18 protein-coding genes are annotated in these 18,502 nt (G+C 72.7%); 15 read left to right on the top strand and 3 right to left on the bottom strand.

Going from position 1 to position 18,502, the window contains the following annotated elements; translation table 11 throughout:
* Nucleotides 1-225: 225 nt before the first annotated feature.
* The 5 genes from JQN72_RS18895 to JQN72_RS10350 are packed head-to-tail and all read left to right on the top strand — an operon-like array spanning nucleotide 226 to nucleotide 5,856.
* Nucleotides 226-3,600, top strand: a complete 3,375-nt coding sequence (locus tag JQN72_RS18895; protein WP_204135112.1) for an ATP-binding protein — start codon at nucleotides 226-228, stop codon at nucleotides 3,598-3,600.
* A complete protein-coding gene (locus JQN72_RS10365) occupies nucleotides 3,597-4,010 on the top strand; it encodes a roadblock/LC7 domain-containing protein (protein WP_204135111.1) in 414 nt (137 codons plus the stop codon). Before JQN72_RS18895 ends, JQN72_RS10365 begins: the two co-directional genes overlap by 4 nt.
* A gap of 29 nt (nucleotides 4,011-4,039) precedes the next feature.
* Entirely contained in the window at nucleotides 4,040-4,405 is a 366-nt protein-coding gene (locus JQN72_RS10360; protein WP_204135110.1) for a DUF742 domain-containing protein, read from the top strand.
* A gap of 31 nt (nucleotides 4,406-4,436) precedes the next feature.
* Entirely contained in the window at nucleotides 4,437-4,982 is a 546-nt protein-coding gene (locus JQN72_RS10355) for an ATP/GTP-binding protein (RefSeq protein ID WP_374190885.1), read from the top strand.
* A 13-nt stretch (nucleotides 4,983-4,995) separates the two neighbouring features.
* Nucleotides 4,996-5,856 carry an MHYT domain-containing protein gene (locus tag JQN72_RS10350; protein WP_204135109.1) on the top strand — a complete coding sequence of 287 codons (861 nt, stop codon included), beginning with the start codon at nucleotides 4,996-4,998 and terminating at the stop codon, nucleotides 5,854-5,856.
* A 42-nt stretch (nucleotides 5,857-5,898) separates the two neighbouring features.
* Here JQN72_RS10350 and JQN72_RS10345 read toward each other — a convergent pair whose 3' ends face one another.
* Nucleotides 5,899-6,852 (bottom strand): LysR family transcriptional regulator, encoded by a 954-nt coding sequence (locus JQN72_RS10345; RefSeq protein WP_204135108.1) that lies wholly within the window; start codon nucleotides 6,850-6,852, stop codon nucleotides 5,899-5,901.
* An 86-nt stretch (nucleotides 6,853-6,938) separates the two neighbouring features.
* Between JQN72_RS10345 and JQN72_RS10340 the strand changes: the two genes are divergently transcribed.
* Both JQN72_RS10340 and JQN72_RS10335 read left to right on the top strand, forming a co-directional pair.
* Nucleotides 6,939-7,901, top strand: a complete 963-nt coding sequence (locus JQN72_RS10340) for an NAD-dependent protein deacetylase (RefSeq protein WP_239100473.1) — start codon at nucleotides 6,939-6,941, stop codon at nucleotides 7,899-7,901.
* A complete protein-coding gene (locus tag JQN72_RS10335; RefSeq protein WP_204135107.1) occupies nucleotides 7,898-8,431 on the top strand; it encodes a GNAT family N-acetyltransferase in 534 nt (177 codons plus the stop codon). Before JQN72_RS10340 ends, JQN72_RS10335 begins: the two co-directional genes overlap by 4 nt.
* Before the next feature lie 45 nt (nucleotides 8,432-8,476).
* On the opposite strand, the gene JQN72_RS10330 is transcribed toward JQN72_RS10335, so the two are convergent.
* The gene (locus tag JQN72_RS10330) at nucleotides 8,477-9,676 is read right to left on the bottom strand and encodes a RimK family alpha-L-glutamate ligase (protein ID WP_204135106.1); all 1,200 of its coding nucleotides are present in this window, start codon (nucleotides 9,674-9,676) and stop codon (nucleotides 8,477-8,479) included.
* A gap of 27 nt (nucleotides 9,677-9,703) precedes the next feature.
* Here JQN72_RS10330 and JQN72_RS10325 point away from each other — a divergent pair, with 27 nt between their 5' ends.
* The 7 genes from JQN72_RS10325 (at nucleotide 9,704) to JQN72_RS10295 (ending at nucleotide 16,987) form a co-directional block, all read left to right on the top strand.
* Nucleotides 9,704-10,198 (top strand): ATP-dependent zinc protease, encoded by a 495-nt coding sequence (locus JQN72_RS10325; RefSeq protein ID WP_204135105.1) that lies wholly within the window; start codon nucleotides 9,704-9,706, stop codon nucleotides 10,196-10,198.
* Entirely contained in the window at nucleotides 10,195-11,190 is a 996-nt protein-coding gene (locus tag JQN72_RS10320) for a succinylglutamate desuccinylase/aspartoacylase family protein (protein ID WP_374190884.1), read from the top strand. Before JQN72_RS10325 ends, JQN72_RS10320 begins: the two co-directional genes overlap by 4 nt.
* A gap of 244 nt (nucleotides 11,191-11,434) precedes the next feature.
* Complete coding sequence (gene tcuA, locus JQN72_RS10315) at nucleotides 11,435-12,904, top strand: FAD-dependent tricarballylate dehydrogenase TcuA (protein WP_204135103.1); 1,470 nt, start codon at nucleotides 11,435-11,437, stop codon at nucleotides 12,902-12,904.
* The gene (locus tag JQN72_RS10310) at nucleotides 12,901-13,569 is read left to right on the top strand and encodes a GntR family transcriptional regulator (protein ID WP_204135102.1); all 669 of its coding nucleotides are present in this window, start codon (nucleotides 12,901-12,903) and stop codon (nucleotides 13,567-13,569) included. The genes tcuA and JQN72_RS10310 overlap by 4 nt, the downstream gene beginning before the upstream one ends.
* A gap of 149 nt (nucleotides 13,570-13,718) precedes the next feature.
* Nucleotides 13,719-14,744 (top strand): tripartite tricarboxylate transporter substrate binding protein, encoded by a 1,026-nt coding sequence (locus JQN72_RS10305; RefSeq protein WP_204135101.1) that lies wholly within the window; start codon nucleotides 13,719-13,721, stop codon nucleotides 14,742-14,744.
* Nucleotides 14,745-14,990: 246 nt separating this feature from the next.
* Nucleotides 14,991-15,488 (top strand): tripartite tricarboxylate transporter TctB family protein, encoded by a 498-nt coding sequence (locus tag JQN72_RS10300; RefSeq protein ID WP_204135165.1) that lies wholly within the window; start codon nucleotides 14,991-14,993, stop codon nucleotides 15,486-15,488.
* Nucleotides 15,488-16,987 carry a tripartite tricarboxylate transporter permease gene (locus JQN72_RS10295; RefSeq protein ID WP_204135100.1) on the top strand — a complete coding sequence of 500 codons (1,500 nt, stop codon included), beginning with the start codon at nucleotides 15,488-15,490 and terminating at the stop codon, nucleotides 16,985-16,987. Before JQN72_RS10300 ends, JQN72_RS10295 begins: the two co-directional genes overlap by 1 nt.
* Nucleotides 16,988-16,991: 4 nt before the next feature.
* Here the strand turns inward: JQN72_RS10295 and lexA are convergent, their stop codons facing one another.
* A complete protein-coding gene (gene lexA / locus JQN72_RS10290; RefSeq protein WP_204135099.1) occupies nucleotides 16,992-17,714 on the bottom strand; it encodes a transcriptional repressor LexA in 723 nt (240 codons plus the stop codon).
* Between the two features lie 248 nt (nucleotides 17,715-17,962).
* Here lexA and JQN72_RS10285 point away from each other — a divergent pair, with 248 nt between their 5' ends.
* Nucleotides 17,963-18,346, top strand: a complete 384-nt coding sequence (locus tag JQN72_RS10285) for a LysM peptidoglycan-binding domain-containing protein (protein ID WP_239100472.1) — start codon at nucleotides 17,963-17,965, stop codon at nucleotides 18,344-18,346.
* The last annotated feature ends 156 nt before the right edge of the window (nucleotides 18,347-18,502 follow it).

Below are 18,502 nucleotides of genomic sequence, written 5' to 3'. Positions count from 1 at the left end.
CCTGCATGCCATGGCCCGCTCGGTGTCGCACGGGTCGACCGAATGTGACAACTCATCCGCCAAACGGTCGACAAGTGACGAATGGGGCTTACGCTCGCAGCCCATGGGTTGCTACGGTCCACCGGCAACACACAGGAGCCGACGAGGAAGGCTCCGACATTGCGGCGATTACGCATCCTTGCCGCTCTACATCTGACTCCAGGCCTAACCGGGAGGGAACAACTGGTGGCTACGAACAGTCTGTGGCACCGCACACGGGAGCTGTCGCGGAAGGTCCCGTCCCTCTGGTCGATCGCCGACTGGCCGATCGCCCGGAAGGTCGCGGTCGTTCTGATCCTCCCCGCGCTGCTCGCTGCCGCCTTCGGTGGCCTCCGGGTCCAGGAGTCGCTCGACCTCGCCGCCGAGTACGGCGCCGCCGAGATCCAGGCGCAGACCCTGCCCCAGGTGTTCAGCACCATCGCGGCGACCGAGCAGCTCGCCGTCGAGGCGGCCAACGCCGAGGGCGGGATCGACACGAGCGAGTTCCTGCAGCTGGTGTCCCAGTCCCGGGCCGCGCTCGCCACCTCCGACCTCCCGCCGGAGCAGGTCGCACGGCTCTCGGCGGCGGTCGACGCCGGCCAGCAGCTCGAGCGCGTCGCCGAGCGCGGCGCTCGTGCGCCCGCCGACGTCATCCAGCCGCTACGTGCGGTGGAGACGCAGGTCGTCGACTTCCTCGAGGCCCTCGACGCCGAGACCAGGGTGTCGGAGCCGGAGCTCGCCGAGCTCATCCTCCTCGTCGAGGCGCAGGTGGCCCTCACGGAGCAGCAGGTCTACCTGAGCTCCAGCAGCTCGTTCCTCCAGGCCGGGTTCCAGGCCGCGGCGCTCAGCGCCATGGGCCGTGAGGCCGCCTCCCTCGACTCGATGAGCCTCGTCGACCCGTCCGTGCTCGGCCAGCTGCGTGCCGCCAACGTCGCGCGCTTCTCGGCGCTGGTCACCGAGACCACCCTGGGCACCGCGGCGAACGCGGAGGCCAGCCAGGAGTCCTACTCGGCGCTGGTCGGCCAGGTCACGGACGACGCGAACTCACGCCTGAGCAGGGCCACGCTCGACACCCGCGCCGTGGCCCTCCGTGACGCGACCTTCGTCGTCGCCGCCCTCCTCGGCGCTCTCGCCCTGGCGCTGCTCGTGGCCCGCATGCTGGTCCGCCCGCTGAGCCAGGTGCGTGAGTCGACGCTCTCGATCGCGAACCGCGACCTTCCGGACGCGGTCGAGCGGATCCTCCGTGGCGAGGCCGCCCCACCGGTCCGCCCGATCCCGATCGTCACCCACGAGGAGACCGGCCAGCTCGCCCGTGCGGTCGAGGAGATGCACGGCCAGGCCCTTCACCTGGCGGGTGACCAGGCTCGACTCCGGAGCCAGCTCAACGACATGTTCGAGACGCTCTCCCGGCGTAGCTCGTCCCTCGTCGTCCAGCAGCTCTCCCTCATCGACGAGCTGGAGCGCGACGAGGAGGACCCGGACCGGCTGTCCCGCCTGTTCCGCCTCGACCACCTCGCCGCCCGTATGCGCCGGAACGGTCAGAGCCTCCTGGTCCTCGCGGGTGCGTCGCAGCGGTCGACCGGTAGCGCCGACCTGCCGCTTGCCGACATCCTGCGCGCCGCGATGTCCGAGGTGCAGGGCTACGAGCGCCTGAACCTCCAGGTGGACGCCTCGGCCTCGACCGTCGGTGGCGCCGCTGCCGCCGACCTCGCGCACCTCTTCGCCGAGCTCATGGACAACGCGCTCGCCTTCTCGCCGCCGACGAGCGACGTCGCCGTCGAGGGCTCCCGCGCCTGGGACGGTGGCCACCTCGTCGAGATCCGCGACGGCGGTCTGGGTATGTCCGCGGACGCCATGGACATCGCCAACGGCGACCTCGAGTCCGGTGGTGAGGTCACCGTCGGTACGGCCCGTCGAATGGGTCTGTTCGTGGTCGGGCGCCTCGCGCAGCGGCACGGCATCACCGTCCGGCTGCGCAGCAACTCCGACGCCCAGCACTCCGGTGTGACCGCGTCGGTCCACATCCCCGCCAGCCTCATCCGGGCGCTGCCCCGGACCGAGGCGGTCGCTCCGGTCGCTGCCGCGGCCCCCGCGACCCCGGCGCTGTCCGCCCTGGCCCCGGCGGCCTCCGCGGCGCCTGCCGCGTCCGCCACGCCCGCGGCCCCTGCTGCGCCCGCTGCCCCGGCGGCGCCGGTCGCTCCTCCTGCGCCGGTCGCTCCTGCTGCGCCGGTCGCCCCGGCGGCGCGCGCCACGCAGACCGCTCCGCTCGAGACCGCGGCCCCGGAGATGCCCCCGGCGCTCCCCGCGCCCAGCCCGTTCCCGGTCGCCACGTCCGGTGGGCTGCCGCAGCGTCGCCCCGGAGCCAGCGGCGCCGGTGCCGACCCCTTCGGTCTGGGCCCGGCTCCCGCCGAGGCCCCGAAGCGCAACGGCACGAGCCACACCGCGATGAGCCCCCTGGCCCGCCTCGCCGCCCAGGCGAAGGAGAGCGAGCGGGCGGCAGCGGAGGAGGCCGAGCAGTCGGCCGACGCCGCGCCCGTCGACGAGGTCCCCGCCGAGCAGGCTGCCGACGTCACGGCTCCGGAGGAGACCGACGCCCCGGCGCAGACCGAGTCCGTCGAGGAGGCGGCCACCGAGCCCCCCGCCGAGGCACAGGCCGACGCGGCCGCTGCCGAGGCCACGGACGCCCCGGAGGTCCACGAGGCCACGGAGACGAGCGAGACCCCCGTCGAGCCCGTCACCGAGACCCCCGACGTCGCGGCCACCGCCGAGATCCCCGTCGTCGAGCTCCCGGCCGAGGCTCCTGCCGAACCCGCCGTCGAGGTGCCCGCCGCCGCGGAGAGCTGGTCCGCCGAGGTGCCTGCCGAGCCCGCCGTCAGCGAGCCCGTCACAGCCGAGTCCGCCCCTGCTGCCGAGCACGACGACCTCCGGGTCCGGGTCCGCCCCGAGGACACGGCGAGCCGTGCCAGCATCGGTGCGTTCTTCTCCTCGCGTCCGCAGCCCACGGCGGAGGCCGAGCAGAGCGACTCGTTCGGGGCGCCCGCGCCCGTCGAGCCCGCCCCTCCGGCGGCGCCGTTCGCTCCCGCCGCCCCGGCCGAGCCGTTCGCGCCGGCCGAGCCGTCCGTGCCCGCAGCCCCGGCGGCGCCGGCAGCGTTCGCGCCCCCCGCGCAGCCGGCGAACGTCACCGGCGACTGGGCCACCTCCGAGGCCACGCCGATCTTCCGGCAGCTGCGCTCGAAGTGGCTCGACAGCGAGCCGGCCGCCAACGGCGAGAGCGCCTGGGCGTCGGTCGAGATCGACGAGGGCTGGCGCGCGGCGGAGGCCGCCACCGCCTCCGCCCCCGTCGAGCGCACGTCGGCGGGCCTCCCGAGCCGCCGTCCCGGATCGTTCCTCGTGCCGGGTTCGGCCGAGGCGGACGCCCTGTCCGGCCTGGACGGCCTGGGTCGACGTGACCCGGGCGAGGTCCGTCGGGCCTTGACCTCCCACCTCAACGGGGTCCGACGCGGTCGAGAGGCCGCCCGGCTCCACCACGGCGAGGACGCCGACGACCAGAGCACCCACACCGCAGAGAAGGACTTCGCATGAGTGCACAACCGTCAGACGCCAGCGGCAACCTCGGCTGGCTCGTCAGCAAGTTCGTCGACGACGTTCCCGGCGTTGCACACGCCGTGCTCGTCTCGGCGGACGGCCTCCTCATGGCGGCCAGCCGACGACTCCCCACCGAGCGTGCCGAGCAGATGGCTGCCGTCACCTCCGGTCTCGCGAGCCTCTCCACCGGTGCGGCCCGTCTCTTCGACGGTGGCACCGTGCTGCAGTCGATCGTCGAGATGCAGAACGGCTACATGCTCCTCATGAGTGTCGGTGACGGCTCTCACCTCGCGGTCCTCACGAGCACCTCGGCGGACATCGGCCAGGTCGGCTACCAGATGGCCGTGCTCGTCGAGCGCGTCGGTCGCGTGGTCGAGCCCGGGACCCGGACACCCGTGAGCCCGTAGTGGTGGGCATCGACCCGCCGGACGCACCGGTGGCCGACGTCGACGACGGGGACTCCATCCACGTCGCCAGCATCGTCCGCCCGTACGCCCTCACGAAGGGCCGCACCGCGCCACGCGTCGACCTGCCGGTCGAGGCGACCATCGAGGTCGTCTCGGCGGAGAAGGTGGGAGACGACATCGGCCGCTCCATCCTCGACCTCTGCGCCGCACAGAACCCCTCTGTGGCAGAGATCGCCGCACAGCTGCGGCAACCACTCGGTGTGACCCGGGTGCTGCTGGCTGACCTCGTGGACGTCGGAGCAGTCTCCGTGCGCGCCACCCTGACTGACCGGGCAACGGACCGGCAGCGACACGATCTCATCGAAAGGACTCTCCGTGGACTCCGTGCGCTTTGACGAGGCGCCTCGCATCGCCTCGACCAAGATCATCGTGGCGGGGGGTTTCGGTGTCGGCAAGACCACGCTGGTCGGTGCCGTGTCCGAGATCGTCCCGCTCCGCACCGAAGCTCTCGTGACGACCGAGTCGGTCGGCATCGACGACATGGACTCGACGCCGGACAAGGCGACGACCACCGTCGCGATGGACTTCGGCCGCATCACCCTGAGCAACGACCTCGTCCTGTACCTCTTCGGTACCCCCGGCCAGCGTCGCTTCTGGTTCATGTGGGACGACCTCATCCGCGGTGCCGTGGATGCGATCGTCATCGTCGACACCGGCCGGCTGGAGGACAGCTTCTCGGTCGTCGACTACTTCGAGGCCAAGAAGCTCCCGTTCATCGTCGCCATCAACGAGTTCGACGGTGGACAACGCTACACGCCGGACCAGATCCGCGAGGCCCTCGCGATCTCGCCCGGCATCCCGATCATGACGATCGACGCGCGCGAGCGTGAGTCGGCCAAGCATGCCCTCATCCGCGTCGCCGAGTTCGCCCTGGAACAGCTGACCGCAACCTCTCGCATCGAGTCCGCCTGACAGGAGCATGACGATGACCCCCTTCCTCTCCGCAGCCGACCACGGCCACGCCGTGATCGAGCACTTCAGCCTCGGGCCGTGGCTCGTGGTCCTGTCCTACGCCGTCGCCGTCGCCGGCTCGATCGTCGGCCTGGCCTGCGCGCGTCAGTCGGCACTCGCGGTGGACGGGGCGCCGAGGCAGCGATGGCTCGCTCTCGCGGCCGTCTCCATCGGCGGCATCGGGGTGTGGCTCATGCACTTCATCGCGATGCTCGGGATGCGCGTTCCCGACACCATCGCCCGCTACGACCTGGGCTGGACGGCATTCTCCGCGCTGCTGGCCATCGGGGCCACCTACCTCGGCCTCCTCATGATCGGCCGGACCGTCCAGTGGGCCCGGCTCGTCCCCGCCGGCATCATCATGGGCGTCGCGGTGGCGCTCATGCACTACACCGGCATGATGGCGGTCGGGATCCAGGGCCAGATGGGGTACAACATGTTCCTCGTGGCGCTGTCGGTCGTCATCGCGGTCGCCGCGGCGACCGTCGCGCTCTGGTTCAGCCTGACCCTCCGGGGCAAGCCCGCCCGCGTCGCCGCGGGTCTCGTCATGGGCGTCGCGGTGGTCGGCATGCACTACACGGGCATGGCGGCGCTGCACGTCGACATCGACGAGGCCGCACCGGTCCCCAGCGGCTTCGACGTCTTCACCTTCCTCTTCCCGGTCCTCATCCTCGGCTTGATCGCGCTGGCCGTCCCGATCACGGCCATCATGCTCGCCCCGGAGCGGCCGGAGGAGCAGGTGGACGGGATCGACCACGAGGGCGCGCCCTCGGCCGAAGGCACGCCGGAGGAGCCGCCGACGGTGGTCGCCACGCCGGAGAAGGCCACGGTCTGACCGGACCCGTCTCTCGCGTCAGCCCTTGCGGACCCCGCCTGGTCAGATCGACCAGGCGGGGTCCGGCATGTGTGTCGTCGGCGCGGTCGACTGGCCCTTCGCGCTCTCGGTGAGGGCGTCGAGGGTGGCCGAGACCGCCGGGACACGGCTGAGGTCCGGGGTCGTGATGGCCATGATGGTGCGGCGGGACGCGGGCTCGATCGGCAGGGCCACGACATCGGCGTGGTGCACGGTGCGCAGGATGAGGTCGGGGATGAGCGCGACACCGAGCCCCTCGGCGACGAGTCCCATGACGGCCACGTAGTCCTCGGTCTCATAGGCCACCTGCGGGCGGAACCCGGCGGCGTCGGCGAGCTCGAGGAGGTGCCCGCGGCACCGGGGGCAGCCGGCGATCCACGGCTCGTCGGCGAGGTCGGCGAGCCGGGCGGTGGCCCGGTCGGCCACGGTGTGGCCGCGCGGCACCGCCAGGCGTACGTCGTCCTCGAGGAGGGGGGTGATGACGAACGGATCGAGGTCCTCCTCGCCGCGTGCCACATCGGTGCCCTCGTAGGCGAACGCCACCGCGAGGTCGCACTCACCGGCCCGCAGGGCCGCGAGGCTCTCCCGGGGCTCGGCCTCGGTGAAGCTGATGCTCACGTCGGGAAAACGCTGCTTGACCAGTGCGAGGGCACGGGGGACCAGGGTGGCCGATGCGGAGGGGAAGGCCATGAGACGGACCCGGCCGCTGCGCAGCCCGGCGATCGCGGCGACCTCCTCCTCGGCGGCGTCGAGAGCCGCGAGCACGGGCTCGGCATGCCGGGCGAGGACCTCACCGGCCTCGGTGAGACGCACGCTGCGGCCGGCCCGCTCGACGAGCACCGTGCCGGTGCGCTGCTCGAGCCGGCGGACCATCTGGGAGATGGCCGGCTGGGTGTAGCCGAGGGCGGCCGCGGCCGCGGTGAAGCTGCCCTCCTGGGCGATGGCGCGCATGACACGCAGCCCCGCGGCGTCGATCATGGCGGTCATCCTACAAAGGTGCTTCCTGAGAGACGCATCGTCGACCGACGCGCACCGCCCGCGTCCGATGGGGGATGATCGGGGTCATGGACCTCGCCCCCGACCGGACCCCGGGGACGCCCCGGGTGCTCGCTCCGGCCCGTCCACCGGCCTGGGCGGAGCGCACGATGCCTCCCGAGTGTCGCGACCCCGCCGCGCTGGCCCGGCTCGCCTCGACGCTGCGCGACCACCCCGGGACGCTCGTCCTCACCGGGGCCGGGATGTCCACGGACTCGGGCATCCCCGACTACCGCGGACCGGACGGCACGCGCAGGGTGCTGCCGATGCAGCACGGCGAGTTCTGCGCCACGAGCGAGAACCGGCGCCGGTACTGGGCGCGCTCCTACGTCGGCTGGCAGCGGTTCTCCCGGGCGAAGCCCAACACGGGGCACCGCGCGGTCGCCAGGCTGCAGCAGCGGGGGCTGCTCGGGGCGGTCGTCACCCAGAACGTCGACGGCCTGCACCAGGCGGCCGGCAGTGCGGACGTCACGGAGCTGCACGGCAGCCTGGCACACGTCGTGTGCCTCACGTGCGGCGACCGCAGTGACCGTGAGGGCCTCCAGGCGCGGATGGAACTCGAGAACCCCGGGTTCGTCGCGCTCGTGCGCGGCGAAACGCCGGACGGCTCGCAGGTGAGCAGCCAGATCCGCCCCGACGGCGACGTCGACCTCCCCGACACCGCCGCCCGGCGCTTCGTGCTGCCGACCTGTCTCGCCTGCGGTGGCGACGCCCTGAAGCCCGACGTCGTGTTCTTCGGCGGCTCGGTCCCCAAGGACCGCGTCGAGCGGTGCTACGCCCTCACCGACGCGGCACCGGCGCTGCTGGTCCTCGGCTCCTCGCTCGCCGTGATGTCCGGGCTGCGGTTCGTCCGGCACGCGGCACGGCGTGGCGTCCCCGTCATCGGGGTCACCCGGGGGCCCACGCGGGGCGACGAGCACATGAGCCTGCGGGTCGACGCAGAGCTGGCGCCGACGCTCGACCGGCTCGTCCGGTGGGCCGCGGCCGCATGACGGATGCCGGGACGGTGGTCCGTCCGGCCGAGCCCTCGGACCTCGCGGCGATGGCGGCGGTGTACAACGACGCCGTGCTGCACTCGCTCGCGACCTTCGACGTCGAGACCCGGCCGGACGACCACTACGCCGCCCACGTGGCCTCGGCCCGCCCGGGTGACCACGTGCTCGTCGCCGAGGACGTTGCGCTGGGGCTGCTCGGGTACGCCTTCAGCACCACCTACCGGCCACGGCCGGCGTACGACGGGACCCGGGAGGTCTCGGTGTACCTCGCCGAGGCGGCCCGTGGGCGGGGTCTCGGCCGCCGGCTCTACGCCGAGCTGCTCGCCCGGGTCGACGCCGACGGCGTGCACACCTGCATCGCGGTCATCGCCCAGCCGAACCCCGCGAGCGAAGCCCTGCACGCCGCGTTCGGCTTCGAGCACGTGGGCACGCTGCGCGAGGTCGGACACAAGTTCGGCGGCCGGGTGGACACCGCCCTCTGGCAGCGGATGCGGCCGTCCTGGGAGACATCTGCGCAGATGTCCTGAAAGCCCTTGTGCGGCAGTGGTTCCAGGAAGGCCGCTGCCCTGGCGCTACTCGGGGCGCGGCTCGTGGATCGGCTCCTTCGGGAGCCTCTTCACCTTGCGGGAGCGCCGGCGGCGGCTCGGGATCATCGAGCGCATCTCCTCGAGCCTGCCGAAGCAGAGCAGCCGGTCGCCGGCCTCGAGCACGTGACGGGGGTTCGGGTTGGGGATGACCGACGTGCCGCGGTGCAGCGTGAGCGCGGTGATGTCCCGCTCGCGCAGCCCGGAGTCGCCGAGCGCCTTGCCGACGAGGTCGGACGCGTCGAGGACCGCGATCTCGGCGACGCCGTAGCCGGTGGAGACCGTGAGCCGTTGCCGGACGTCGATCTCGGGGAAGGCGACCTGGTTGTCGATGTGGTCGATGATCGCGCCGGCGACGTCGAGCTTGGTCGCGGTCTCGATGCCCTCGAGGCCGGGGGAGGAGTTGACCTCCATGACCTGCGGCCCGTCGGCCCCCTCGAGCATGTCGACGCCGGCCACCCGCAGGCCCATGATCTGCGCCGAGCGGACGGCCGCCTTCTCGAACTCGGGGTCGAGCTCGACGGCCTCGACCGATCCGCCGCGGTGCACGTTGGAACGGAACTCGTCGCCCTTGGCCACGCGGCGCATGGCGGCGACGACGCGGTCGCCGACGACGAGGGCCCGGATGTCGCGACCCTTGGACTCCTTGACGAAGCGCTGGATGAGGACGTTCTGCTTCGTCGACTGCAGGGTCTCGATGATCGCCTCGGCCACCTTGAGCTCGGGGGCGAGGATGACGCCGATGCCCTGGGTGCCCTCGAGGAGCTTGATGACGACGGGGGCCCCGCCGACCCGCTCGATGGCCGGGATGACGTCCGCCCGGTCCCGGACGAAGGTGGTGGCGGGCATCCCGATGTTGTGTCGGGAGAGGATCTGGGTGGCACGGAGCTTGTCCCGCGAGTTGGCGATGCCCCACGACGTGTTGGGCGTGTAGACGTCCATCTGCTCGAACTGCCGCACGACAGCGGTGCCGAAGTACGTGATCGAGTTGCCGATCCGCGGCAGGATCGCGTCGTAGCTGGACAGGCGCTTGCCCCGGAACTGCAGGTCGGGCTCGTCGCCGGCCAGGTCGATGCCGAAGCGGAGGGTGTTGAGGACCTTGACCTCGTGGCCCCGGTCGGCGGCGGCGGTGCGCAGGCGCTGCGTACTGTACGCACGAGGTGCGCGGGAGAGGATCGCGAGCTTCATGACTTCCCGGTCGGAGAGGACGGACGCGTGACCGACAGCGGTCGGACGACGACTGACAGCCCCCTCATCCTTGCAGGCTGGCGCGAGTGGGTCAGCCTTCCGGGAGCGGATGTTCCCTGGGTCAAGGCGAAGCTGGACACCGGGGCCCGCTCCTCGGCCATCCACGCCTTCGACCTCGCCGAGGAGACCCGGGACGGTGATCGCTGGGTGCGCTTCTCGGTGCACCCGTGGCAGCGCTCGGACGACGACGCGGTCGTCCTGGAGCGGCCGGTGCTCGACGTCCGGGAGGTGCGTTCCTCGTCCGGGCACGCCGAGGAGCGGCTCGTCGTCGAGCTCGAGGTCTCGCTCGTGGGTCAGGTGGTGACCGCCGAGGTCACGCTCGCGAACCGCGACGAGATGGGGTTCCGGATGCTCATCGGGCGCGAGGCGCTGCGCCAGGGGTTCGCCGTCGACCCGGCACGGTCCTACCTCGGCGGTCGGCCGCCCCTGCGGCTGCGGCGCCGCAACCGGGGGAAGGGCTGATGGCGCGGGCACTGCGACCCTCGTTCGAGATCGGGTCGGTGCGGGTGCGCGCCGGCCGGACGCAGGCGCTGTCGCTGCCGATCACCCGTCTCGTCACGGGCGCCGACGTCGACCTGCCGGTACGGGTGGTCCACGGCCGCGAGGACGGCCCGACGGTGTGGGTCAACGCGGCGATCCACGGTGACGAGGCCGTGGGGGTCGAGGTCGTCCGGCAGGTGCTGGCCGGACTCGACGCGAAGACGTTGCGCGGCACCGTGATCGCCGTGCCGATCGTCAACGTGCTGGGGTTCATGACGGGCGACCGGTACCTGCCGGACCGCCGCGACCTCAACCGGTCCTTCCCCGGCGCGCCGCGGGGGTCGCTCGCCGGGCGGATCGCGCACCTGTTCATGACCGAGGTGGTCGACCAGTGCGAGGTCGGCATCGACCTCCACACCGGCTCGGACCGGCGGACCAACCTGCCGCAGGTGCGGGCCGACCTCGAGGACCCCCGGACCCGGCAGCTCGCGGAGGCGTTCGCCGCGCCGGTCATGCTGCACGCCCGGCTGCGGGACGGCTCGTTGCGGTACGCCGCCCGTGAACGCGGGGCCAAGGTGCTCCTCTACGAGGCGGGGGAGGCCTGGCGGATGGACGACTGGGCGGTGCTGGCCGGTGTCCTCGGGGTGCGCCGGGTACTCGCCGCCCTCGGGATGACGGACTCCGTGGACGAGGAGCCGCCGGCGCCGTCGGTCGTGTCGTGGCGCAGCGGGTGGGTGCGGGCGCGCGGCACCGGGATGCTGCACCTCGAGGCGGGTCTCGGGCAGCGGGTCGAGGCGGGGGAGCGGCTCGGTGGGCTGTTCGACTCGTTCGGCAAGCGGGTGCGTCTCGTCCACGCGAACCGCACCGGCGTCGTCGTGGGGCGGACGGAGGCGCCGCTCGTCACCTCGGGGGACGCCCTCGTACACATCGCCGAGACCGGCGACGATCCCGCTTCTCCCGACGTTCCCGCCTGATGCCGGAACCTTCGGCTTCGCACCGCGAAGTTCCCGGTGTGAAGCCGAAGGTTCCGGTCCGGAGCCGCGCCCGGGTGCCGAGCCGACCCAGGCGAGGTGCGCGACGATGCCGGCACGACGTCGCGCAGGGCGACGGGTGGCGGATGCGGCGGAGCCCGGACGCCCGGCGCTCACTTGTATACAATTGCATCCAACATCTCGTGCGTGGTGCGCGGTGTGTCGACGAGTGCGGAGGAGTGGCGGCATGGACACGCAGGTCGACGTGGTCGTCGTCGGCGGAGGCAACGCCGGGTTCAGCGCGGCGCACGCCGCGGCGGAGCGGGGGCGCGGGGTCCTCGTCCTGGAGAAGGGCGACGCCGAGTCGTCGGGGGGCAACAGCTTCTACACGGCGGGAGCGTTCCGGTTCGTGCACGACGGCATCCCCGACATCGCCGACCTGCTCGACGACGACGAGCGGCTCCCCGTCTCCGTCCTGCCGAGCTACCCGCCCGAGGCGTTCCGGGCCGACATGGAGAAGGTCACCTCGGGCCGCAACGACCGTGAGCTCACGGAGGCGCTCATCGAGGACAGCCGGGACGTCATGCGCTGGCTGCACGGGCTCGGGCTGCGTTTCCGGCTCCTCTACGAGCGGCAGGCCTACCGGGACGACGCCACCGGCCGGTACATGTTCTGGGGCGGCCTGGCCGTCGGCAGCACCGAGGGCGGCAAGGGGCTCGTGGCGGAGCACACGAGGGCCGCGCGCGCCGCAGGGGTGCAGATCCGGTACGGCACACGGGCCGGGGATCTCGTGCTGGAGGACGGGCGTGTCCGTGGTGTGACCTGGCGCGACGACTCCGGCGGCAGAGGCACGGTCCGGGCCGAGTCGGTCGTGCTCGCGGCCGGTGGGTTCGAGGCGGACGCCGAGATGCGCGCCGAGCATCTCGGAGCGCCCTGGGAGCACGCCAAGGTCCGCGGCACGCCGCTCAACACCGGCGACATGATCCGCTCGGCGATGGTGGCCGGTGCCGCGTCCTCGGGCGACTGGGGAACCTGTCACAGCGTGGCGTGGGACGCGTGCTTCCCCGACAACGAGAGCAACCGCGAGCTGACCAACCGGCTGACCCGCGGCGGGTACCCGTTGGGCATCGTCGTGAACGCCCGGGGCGAGCGGTTCCTCGACGAGGGCGCCGACTACCGCAACTACACCTACGCCAAGTACGGGGCGGCCATCCTCGAGCAGCCGGGCGGGCAGGCCTTCCAGGTGTTCGACGCCACCACCCGGGCTCGGCTCCGGACGGAGGAGTACGACATGCCGGGCGCGTCGGTCGTCGTCGCGGACACGGTGCCCGAGCTGGCGTCGGCGATGGACGTGGACCGCGGCACGCTCGTCGCCACGGTCGAGGAGTTCAACGCCGGCATCGACCGGTCCGTCCCGTTCGACCCCGCGGTCAAGGACGGCCGTGCCTCGCACGCAGACCCGCCGAAGAGCAACTGGGCGGTCCCGCTGGAGACGCCTCCGTTCTACGCGTTCCCGGTCACGTGCGGCATCACCTTCACGTTCGGTGGCGTGCGAGCCGACACCGGCGCGCGGGTGCTCGACCCGTCCGGCGCCCGGATTCCGGGGCTGTTCGTCTGTGGCGAGATGCTCGGCGGCCTCTTCAGCGGCAACTATCCGGGGGGTGCGGGCCTCACGGCCGGAGCGGTCTTCGGACGCCGGGCCGGGAGGGCGGCGTGAGCGCCGCCCGGGTGGACGCCGACTCGATCTACGACCGGCTGCGAGCGGACATCACCTCGGGTGAGCTGGCGGCCGGCACCCCGCTGCGGGAGGTCGCGCTGGCCACCCGCTTCGGGGTCTCCCGTACCCCGGTGCGCGAGGCGCTCCGCCGGCTGCAGCACGACCGGATGCTCGTGCCCGGGACCCGCGGGCTGCAGGTGCGCACTGTCGACCCGCACGAGGTCGTGCAGGTCTACGACATCCGGATCCTGCTCGAGGCCCAGGCCGCACGCGAGGCCGCGCGTGCCCGGACGACGGCCGACCTCGCGATGCTCGAGGGGCTGTTGGCGCGGGACCGCGCGCTGGTCGACCCACCCGACCAGCTGCGGGCACGGACGAACGTCGAGTTCCACGCCGCGGTGTGGGTCGCCACGCACAACCCTGTGCTGCAGGATCTCCTGGAGCACCTGACGATCCACCTGGTCCGCACGCCGCACTCGACGCTGTCCGCCCCGGGTCGCTGGGCCGAGGCCCTGGACGAGCACGAGCGGCTCCTGCGAGCGGTCGGCGAGGGAGACGCGGACGGGGCGGCCGAGGTCGCGGCAGCGCACATGGGGCGCGCACGACAGATCCGGCTGAGCCTGCTGCGCACCGCGGCCGCACGGCCGGACGCCCCCGGGACCTGACGCGACGGCACCTCGGGGCCGTGGCGCGGTCGTGGCCGGCCGAGAGGCCGCCGGGGGGTTGACGTCCCCGGCTCCACCTGTGAGGCTGCACGCGACGGTATCCGTTTGGATACAGTCGGATGCAGATGGAACCTCGACGAGGAGGCCTCATGGCACGGCACCCACGCAACACGGGGCGACGACGGGCAGCAGCCGGGGTGCTGCTCGCAGCCGGCCTGGCGATGAGCGCGTGCGCTCCGGCGGGCGACGACGGTGGGACGAGCGCGTCGGGAGGGTCGAGCAGCTGGCCGACGGGGGCGGTCCGGGTCATGGCACCCGCCGACCCCGGTGGTGGCTGGGACCAGACCTCCCGCGCCGTCCAGGAGGTCCTCGGGGGCCAGCTCGGGACCTCGGTCGAGGTCTACAACGTCGGCGGTGCCGGCGGCACGGTGGGGATCGCGCAGTTCGTCGGCAACGAGGGCGACCCGAACGAGCTCATGACGATGGGCTCGATCATGGTCGGCGCGATCGAGACCAACGACTCCCCGGTCACCCTGGACCAGGTGACCCCCCTGGCCAGGCTGATCGGCGAGTACGAGGTCATCGTCGCCCCCGAGAGCTCGCCCTTCCAGACCGTCGACGACATGGTCGCCGCGATGGAGGAGGACCTGGGCGGGGTCGCGATCGCGGGCGGCTCCGCCGGCGGGATCGAGCAGATCCTGGCCGGGCTCATGGCGAAGGAGATCGGCGCCGACCCGGCCGCCGTCAACTACATCCCGCACAGTGGTGGCGGGGAGGCCCTGGCGACGATCCTGTCGGGCCGTGTCCAGGCGGGCATCTCCGGCATCAACGAGATCATCGAGCAGATCAAGGCCGGCCAGGTCCGCGCCCTGGCGGTCTCGTCGCCGGAGCGCATCGAGGGGATCGACGCACCCACCCTGACCGAGGCGGGTCTGGACATCGAGCTGTCCAACTGGCGGGGCATGGTCGCCGCGCCAGGTATCGACGAGGCCGACGAGCAGGCCATCGAGGACGCTCTCGCCGAGATGGCCCAGAGCGAGGAGTGGCAGCAGGTACTCGCCGACCGCGGCTGGGAGGACCAGTTCATGGCCGGTGACGAGTTCGAGCAGTTCGTCGGTGACGAGCAGGAGCGCATCCGCGGAGTGCTCGAGGACCTGGGGCTGGTCGGGTCGTGAGCGCGGCGTCCGGGGTGCCGGACGCCGCGACGGCACGGGGGGGCGGGGGGGGGGGGGGGGGGGGGGGGGGCGGCCCCCCGCGCCGGCACGTCGACGCGGAGCCTCCCGCGTCGACGTGCCGTCGCTGGTGCTCGCCGGCCTGCTCGTGGTCATGGGCGTGGTGCTGGCCGTCGACGCCAGCACGATCAAGGCTCCTCGTGGCGGCGGGAGCCTCGGGCCGGCCCGTTCCCTTGGGCCGTCTCCGCGATGCTGCTGGCCCTGGGTGTCGTGCTGGGCTCGGTCTCGCTCCGGGGGCGCCACGGCGCGGCTCCCGTCGCGACGCCTGCGGACGGCGGCGAGTCCCTGGACGTCGGCCGGAGGGGTGCCGGCGCGGACGGGACCGGCGAGGTGGATGCTGGACCGGACAGCGGGGTGAACGGCGACGCCGGTGCGTCCGGCGTGCTCGACACCCCGGAGACGTCCGAACCGGGGGTCCCCGTCGGCGAGGACCGGCCACCGGTGCTCCGGGCGCGCCCGGCGGTGCGGGTGGCCGTCTTCGTCGCGGGGCTCGTCGCCCACGCCCTCCTCGCGAACACCGCCGGTTACGTCGTCGCAGCCCTCGTGCTCTTCGTCGCCGTGGCCATCGCGTTCGGGGCACCGCGGCTGCTCCGCACCGTGCTCATCGGCCTCGTGCTGGCCCTCGTCGTCTTCTACGCGTTCCGGCTCGGCCTGGGCCTGGCCCTGCCCGACCTCGGGGGCCGTTGATGGACGGCTTCGCCGAGCTGATGGCCGGCTTCGGGGCGGCGCTGAGCCCCGAGAACCTGCTCTTCGCCCTCATCGGGGTGGTCCTCGGCACCGCCGTGGGCGTGCTGCCCGGCATCGGGCCGGCGCTGACCGTCGCGCTGCTCCTGCCGTTGACCTTCAAGCTCGAGGCGACGAGCTCGCTCATCATGTTCGCGGGCATCTACTACGGCGGCATGTACGGCGGGTCGACGACCTCCATCCTGCTCAACACCCCGGGGGAGAGCGCGTCGATCATCTCGGCGCTGGAGGGCAACAAGATGGCACGCGCCGGGAGAGGCGCGGCCGCCCTGGCCACCGCGGCGATCGGCTCGTTCGTCGCCGGCACGATCGCCACCGTCGGGCTGTCCTTCGTCGCGCCGTTCATGGTCGACGTCGCCCTGAGCTTCGGCCCTCCCGAGTACTTCGCCCTGATGATCGTGGCGTTCACGACCGTCGCCGCGGTGCTCGGCTCGTCCGTGCTGCGCGGCCTCGTCGGGCTGGTCATCGGCGTCACGGTGGGTCTCGTCGGCATCGACGTCCAGTCCGGCCAGGCGAGACTGACGTTGGGTGTGCCGCAGCTGCTCGACGGCGTCGACGTCGTCATCGTCGTGGTCGGCCTGTTCGCGATCGGGGAGGCGATCGCCGTCCTGTCCAGCGGTGAGCGGCGCAGCACGGTGACCCCGGTGAAGGGCTCGCGGTGGCTCTCCCGCGTCGACCTGCGCCGCAGCTGGCGTCCGTGGCTCCGGGGTACGGCGCTGGGTTTCCCGATCGGGGCGCTGCCCGCCGGTGGTGCGGAGATCCCCACGTTCCTCAGCTACAGCGCGGAGAAGCGGCTGACCAAGCATCCGGAGGAGTTCGGTCACGGGGCGATCGAGGGCGTGGCCGGTCCGGAGGCCGCGAACAACGCGTCGGCGGCCGGGGTGCTGGTGCCGCTGCTCGCGCTCGGCCTGCCCACGTCCGCGACAGCGGCGGTGATCCTCGCCGGGTTCCAGAACTACGGGATCCAGCCGGGCCCGTTGTTGTTCAGCTCGAACGACGCGCTCGTCTGGACGCTCATCGCGAGCCTGTACATCGGGAACGTGCTGTTGCTCGTGCTGAACCTCCCCCTGGTGGGGATCTGGGTGCGGCTGCTCCAGATCCCGCCGTACTACCTCTACGCGGGCATCGCGGTGTTCGCGACGTTGGGGACGTACGCGATCGGGGGTAGCACGGTCGACCTGTTCATCCTCTACGTCATCGGCGCGCTGGGCTTCCTGCTGCGGCTGACGGACGTGCCCGTGGCGCCGGCCGTCGTGGGGCTGATCCTGGGCCCGCTGGCCGAGGAGCAGCTGCGGCGCTCGCTGGCGATCTCGCAGGGGGACCTCGGCGTGCTCGTCTCCACCCCGCTGTGCATCGGGTTGTACGTGGTCGCCGCCGCGGCGGTCCTGCTGCCGCCCGTGGCGCGGCTGGTGGCGTCCAGGAGGGCGGCGCGCGCGGCGTAGGACGTCAGACGCGGCGCAGGACCGCGGTGACCTTGCCGAGGACGGTCGCGTGGTCGCCGTCGATCGGCTCGAAGGCCGGGTTGTGCGGCATGAGCCAGACCTTGCCGTCGCGGCGCTTGAAGGTCTTGACGGTGGCCTCGTTGTCGAGCATCGCGGCCACGATGTCGCCGTTCTCGGCGGCCGACTGCTGCCGCACGACGACCCAGTCGCCGTCGCAGATGGCGGCGTCGACCATGGAGTCGCCGACGACCTTGAGGAGGAATAGCGAGCCCTCGCCGACGATCTGCTTGGGGAGCGGGAAGATGTCGTCGACGACCTCCTCGGCGGTGATGGGCACGCCGGCGGCGATCCGGCCGAGGACGGGGACGTAGGAGGCCTCGGGCCGCTCGTCACCGATGCCCGTGACGTCGACGTCGTCGTGCTCGGGGGCGCGCCGGTAGCCGGAGCCGTCGCTCGGGGTGTCGGGGGAGACGACCTCGATGGCGCGGGGCCGGTTGGGGTCGCGGCGGAGGTACCCCTTGCGCTCGAGCGCGGAGAGCTGGTGCGCCACGGAGCTGGGGGAGGTGAGGCCCACGGCGTCGCCGATCTCGCGCATGCTCGGCGGGTAGCCGCGGCGGTCGACGGAGTTGCGGATGACCTCGAGGACCTTCCGCTGGCGGTGCGTCAGCTCCCCGCCGTCTCCGCGGTCCGGCATCTCGTGGATGTCGGCGTTCCTGGGACGTGCCATGTCGACCCCTTCGCTCCGGCCCGGCGCGTCATCGCCCGAACCCGTGGTGTTATCGCAGGTCAGAGGGCCTGTCGGTGGTCCCGTGCAGGCTTCCTGCCATGAGAACAGCGTACGGGAGTCGTACAGATGATTCAAACATTCTTACGACGTGTGTCTTGTCCGGCTCGAACATCCGTGCTACAACTCGTACAGACGTTCTATCGAACACCGGTTCGACGGCGGCGCTGGCCGCCGGGATGGAGGACATGATGAGCGCGATCGCCTGGGAGCCCACGACCGGCTACCCCGCACCGGCTCCACGACGCCCGCGGCTCACCGTCGTTCCCGACCCGGCCGTGTCCGCTCCGGCGCGTCCTGCGCTGCGCCTCACTGCCCGCGGGCGGGTCGTTCTCCTCGTGCTCGCGGCGCTGCTCGTCGCCGGTGTCGTGGGCGTGCGGGGCACCGGGGGTGCCGGCGCGGCCGAGGCGGAGCGGGTCGTGACCGTCTCCGCGGGGGAGACCCTCAGCGAGATCGCGGCCACGGAGATGCCGGGTCTCACGGTGACCGAGGGCGTGCTCGCGATCCAGCTGGCCAACGGTCTCAACACCGCCCAGATCTCGACGGGCCAGGAGCTCGTCATCCCGCGGGGCTGACCCGCCGGTCCGCGGCCGTCCTCGGTCGCGGGCGCCCAGATCGTCCGAGTCCCTCGACCCGGCTCGAGACGAGGGGGGGGGGGGGGGGGGGGGGGGGGGGGGGGGGCCCCCCCCCCGCCGGGGGGGGGGGGGGGGCCGCCCCCCCCCCCCCCCCCC

Origin of the sequence: Phycicoccus sp. CSK15P-2 (assembly GCF_016888005.1) — a bacterium.
In the GTDB taxonomy this organism is placed as follows: domain Bacteria; phylum Actinomycetota; class Actinomycetes; order Actinomycetales; family Dermatophilaceae; genus Phycicoccus.
Note: the sequence above shows the minus strand (reverse complement) of the source record. Positions and strands in the feature narration are given on the sequence as shown.

Bases quoted from the DNA above. Each gene is read 5' to 3' on its own strand.
- JQN72_RS10365 (WP_204135111.1), top strand. From the start codon at position 3,597: ATGAGTGCACAACCGTCAGACGCCAGCGGCAACCTCGGCTGGCTCGTC.
- JQN72_RS10350 (WP_204135109.1), top strand. From the start codon at position 4,996: ATGACCCCCTTCCTCTCCGCAGCCGACCACGGCCACGCCGTGATCGAG.
- JQN72_RS10345 (WP_204135108.1), bottom strand. From the start codon at position 6,852: ATGATCGACGCCGCGGGGCTGCGTGTCATGCGCGCCATCGCCCAGGAG.
- JQN72_RS10340 (WP_239100473.1), top strand. From the start codon at position 6,939: ATGGACCTCGCCCCCGACCGGACCCCGGGGACGCCCCGGGTGCTCGCT.
- JQN72_RS10335 (WP_204135107.1), top strand. From the start codon at position 7,898: ATGACGGATGCCGGGACGGTGGTCCGTCCGGCCGAGCCCTCGGACCTC.
- JQN72_RS10330 (WP_204135106.1), bottom strand. From the start codon at position 9,676: ATGAAGCTCGCGATCCTCTCCCGCGCACCTCGTGCGTACAGTACGCAG.
- tcuA (WP_204135103.1), top strand. From the start codon at position 11,435: ATGGACACGCAGGTCGACGTGGTCGTCGTCGGCGGAGGCAACGCCGGG.
- JQN72_RS10305 (WP_204135101.1), top strand. From the start codon at position 13,719: ATGGCACGGCACCCACGCAACACGGGGCGACGACGGGCAGCAGCCGGG.
- JQN72_RS10300 (WP_204135165.1), top strand. From the start codon at position 14,991: ATGCTGCTGGCCCTGGGTGTCGTGCTGGGCTCGGTCTCGCTCCGGGGG.
- JQN72_RS10295 (WP_204135100.1), top strand. From the start codon at position 15,488: ATGGACGGCTTCGCCGAGCTGATGGCCGGCTTCGGGGCGGCGCTGAGC.
- lexA (WP_204135099.1), bottom strand. From the start codon at position 17,714: ATGGCACGTCCCAGGAACGCCGACATCCACGAGATGCCGGACCGCGGA.
- JQN72_RS10285 (WP_239100472.1), top strand. From the start codon at position 17,963: ATGAGCGCGATCGCCTGGGAGCCCACGACCGGCTACCCCGCACCGGCT.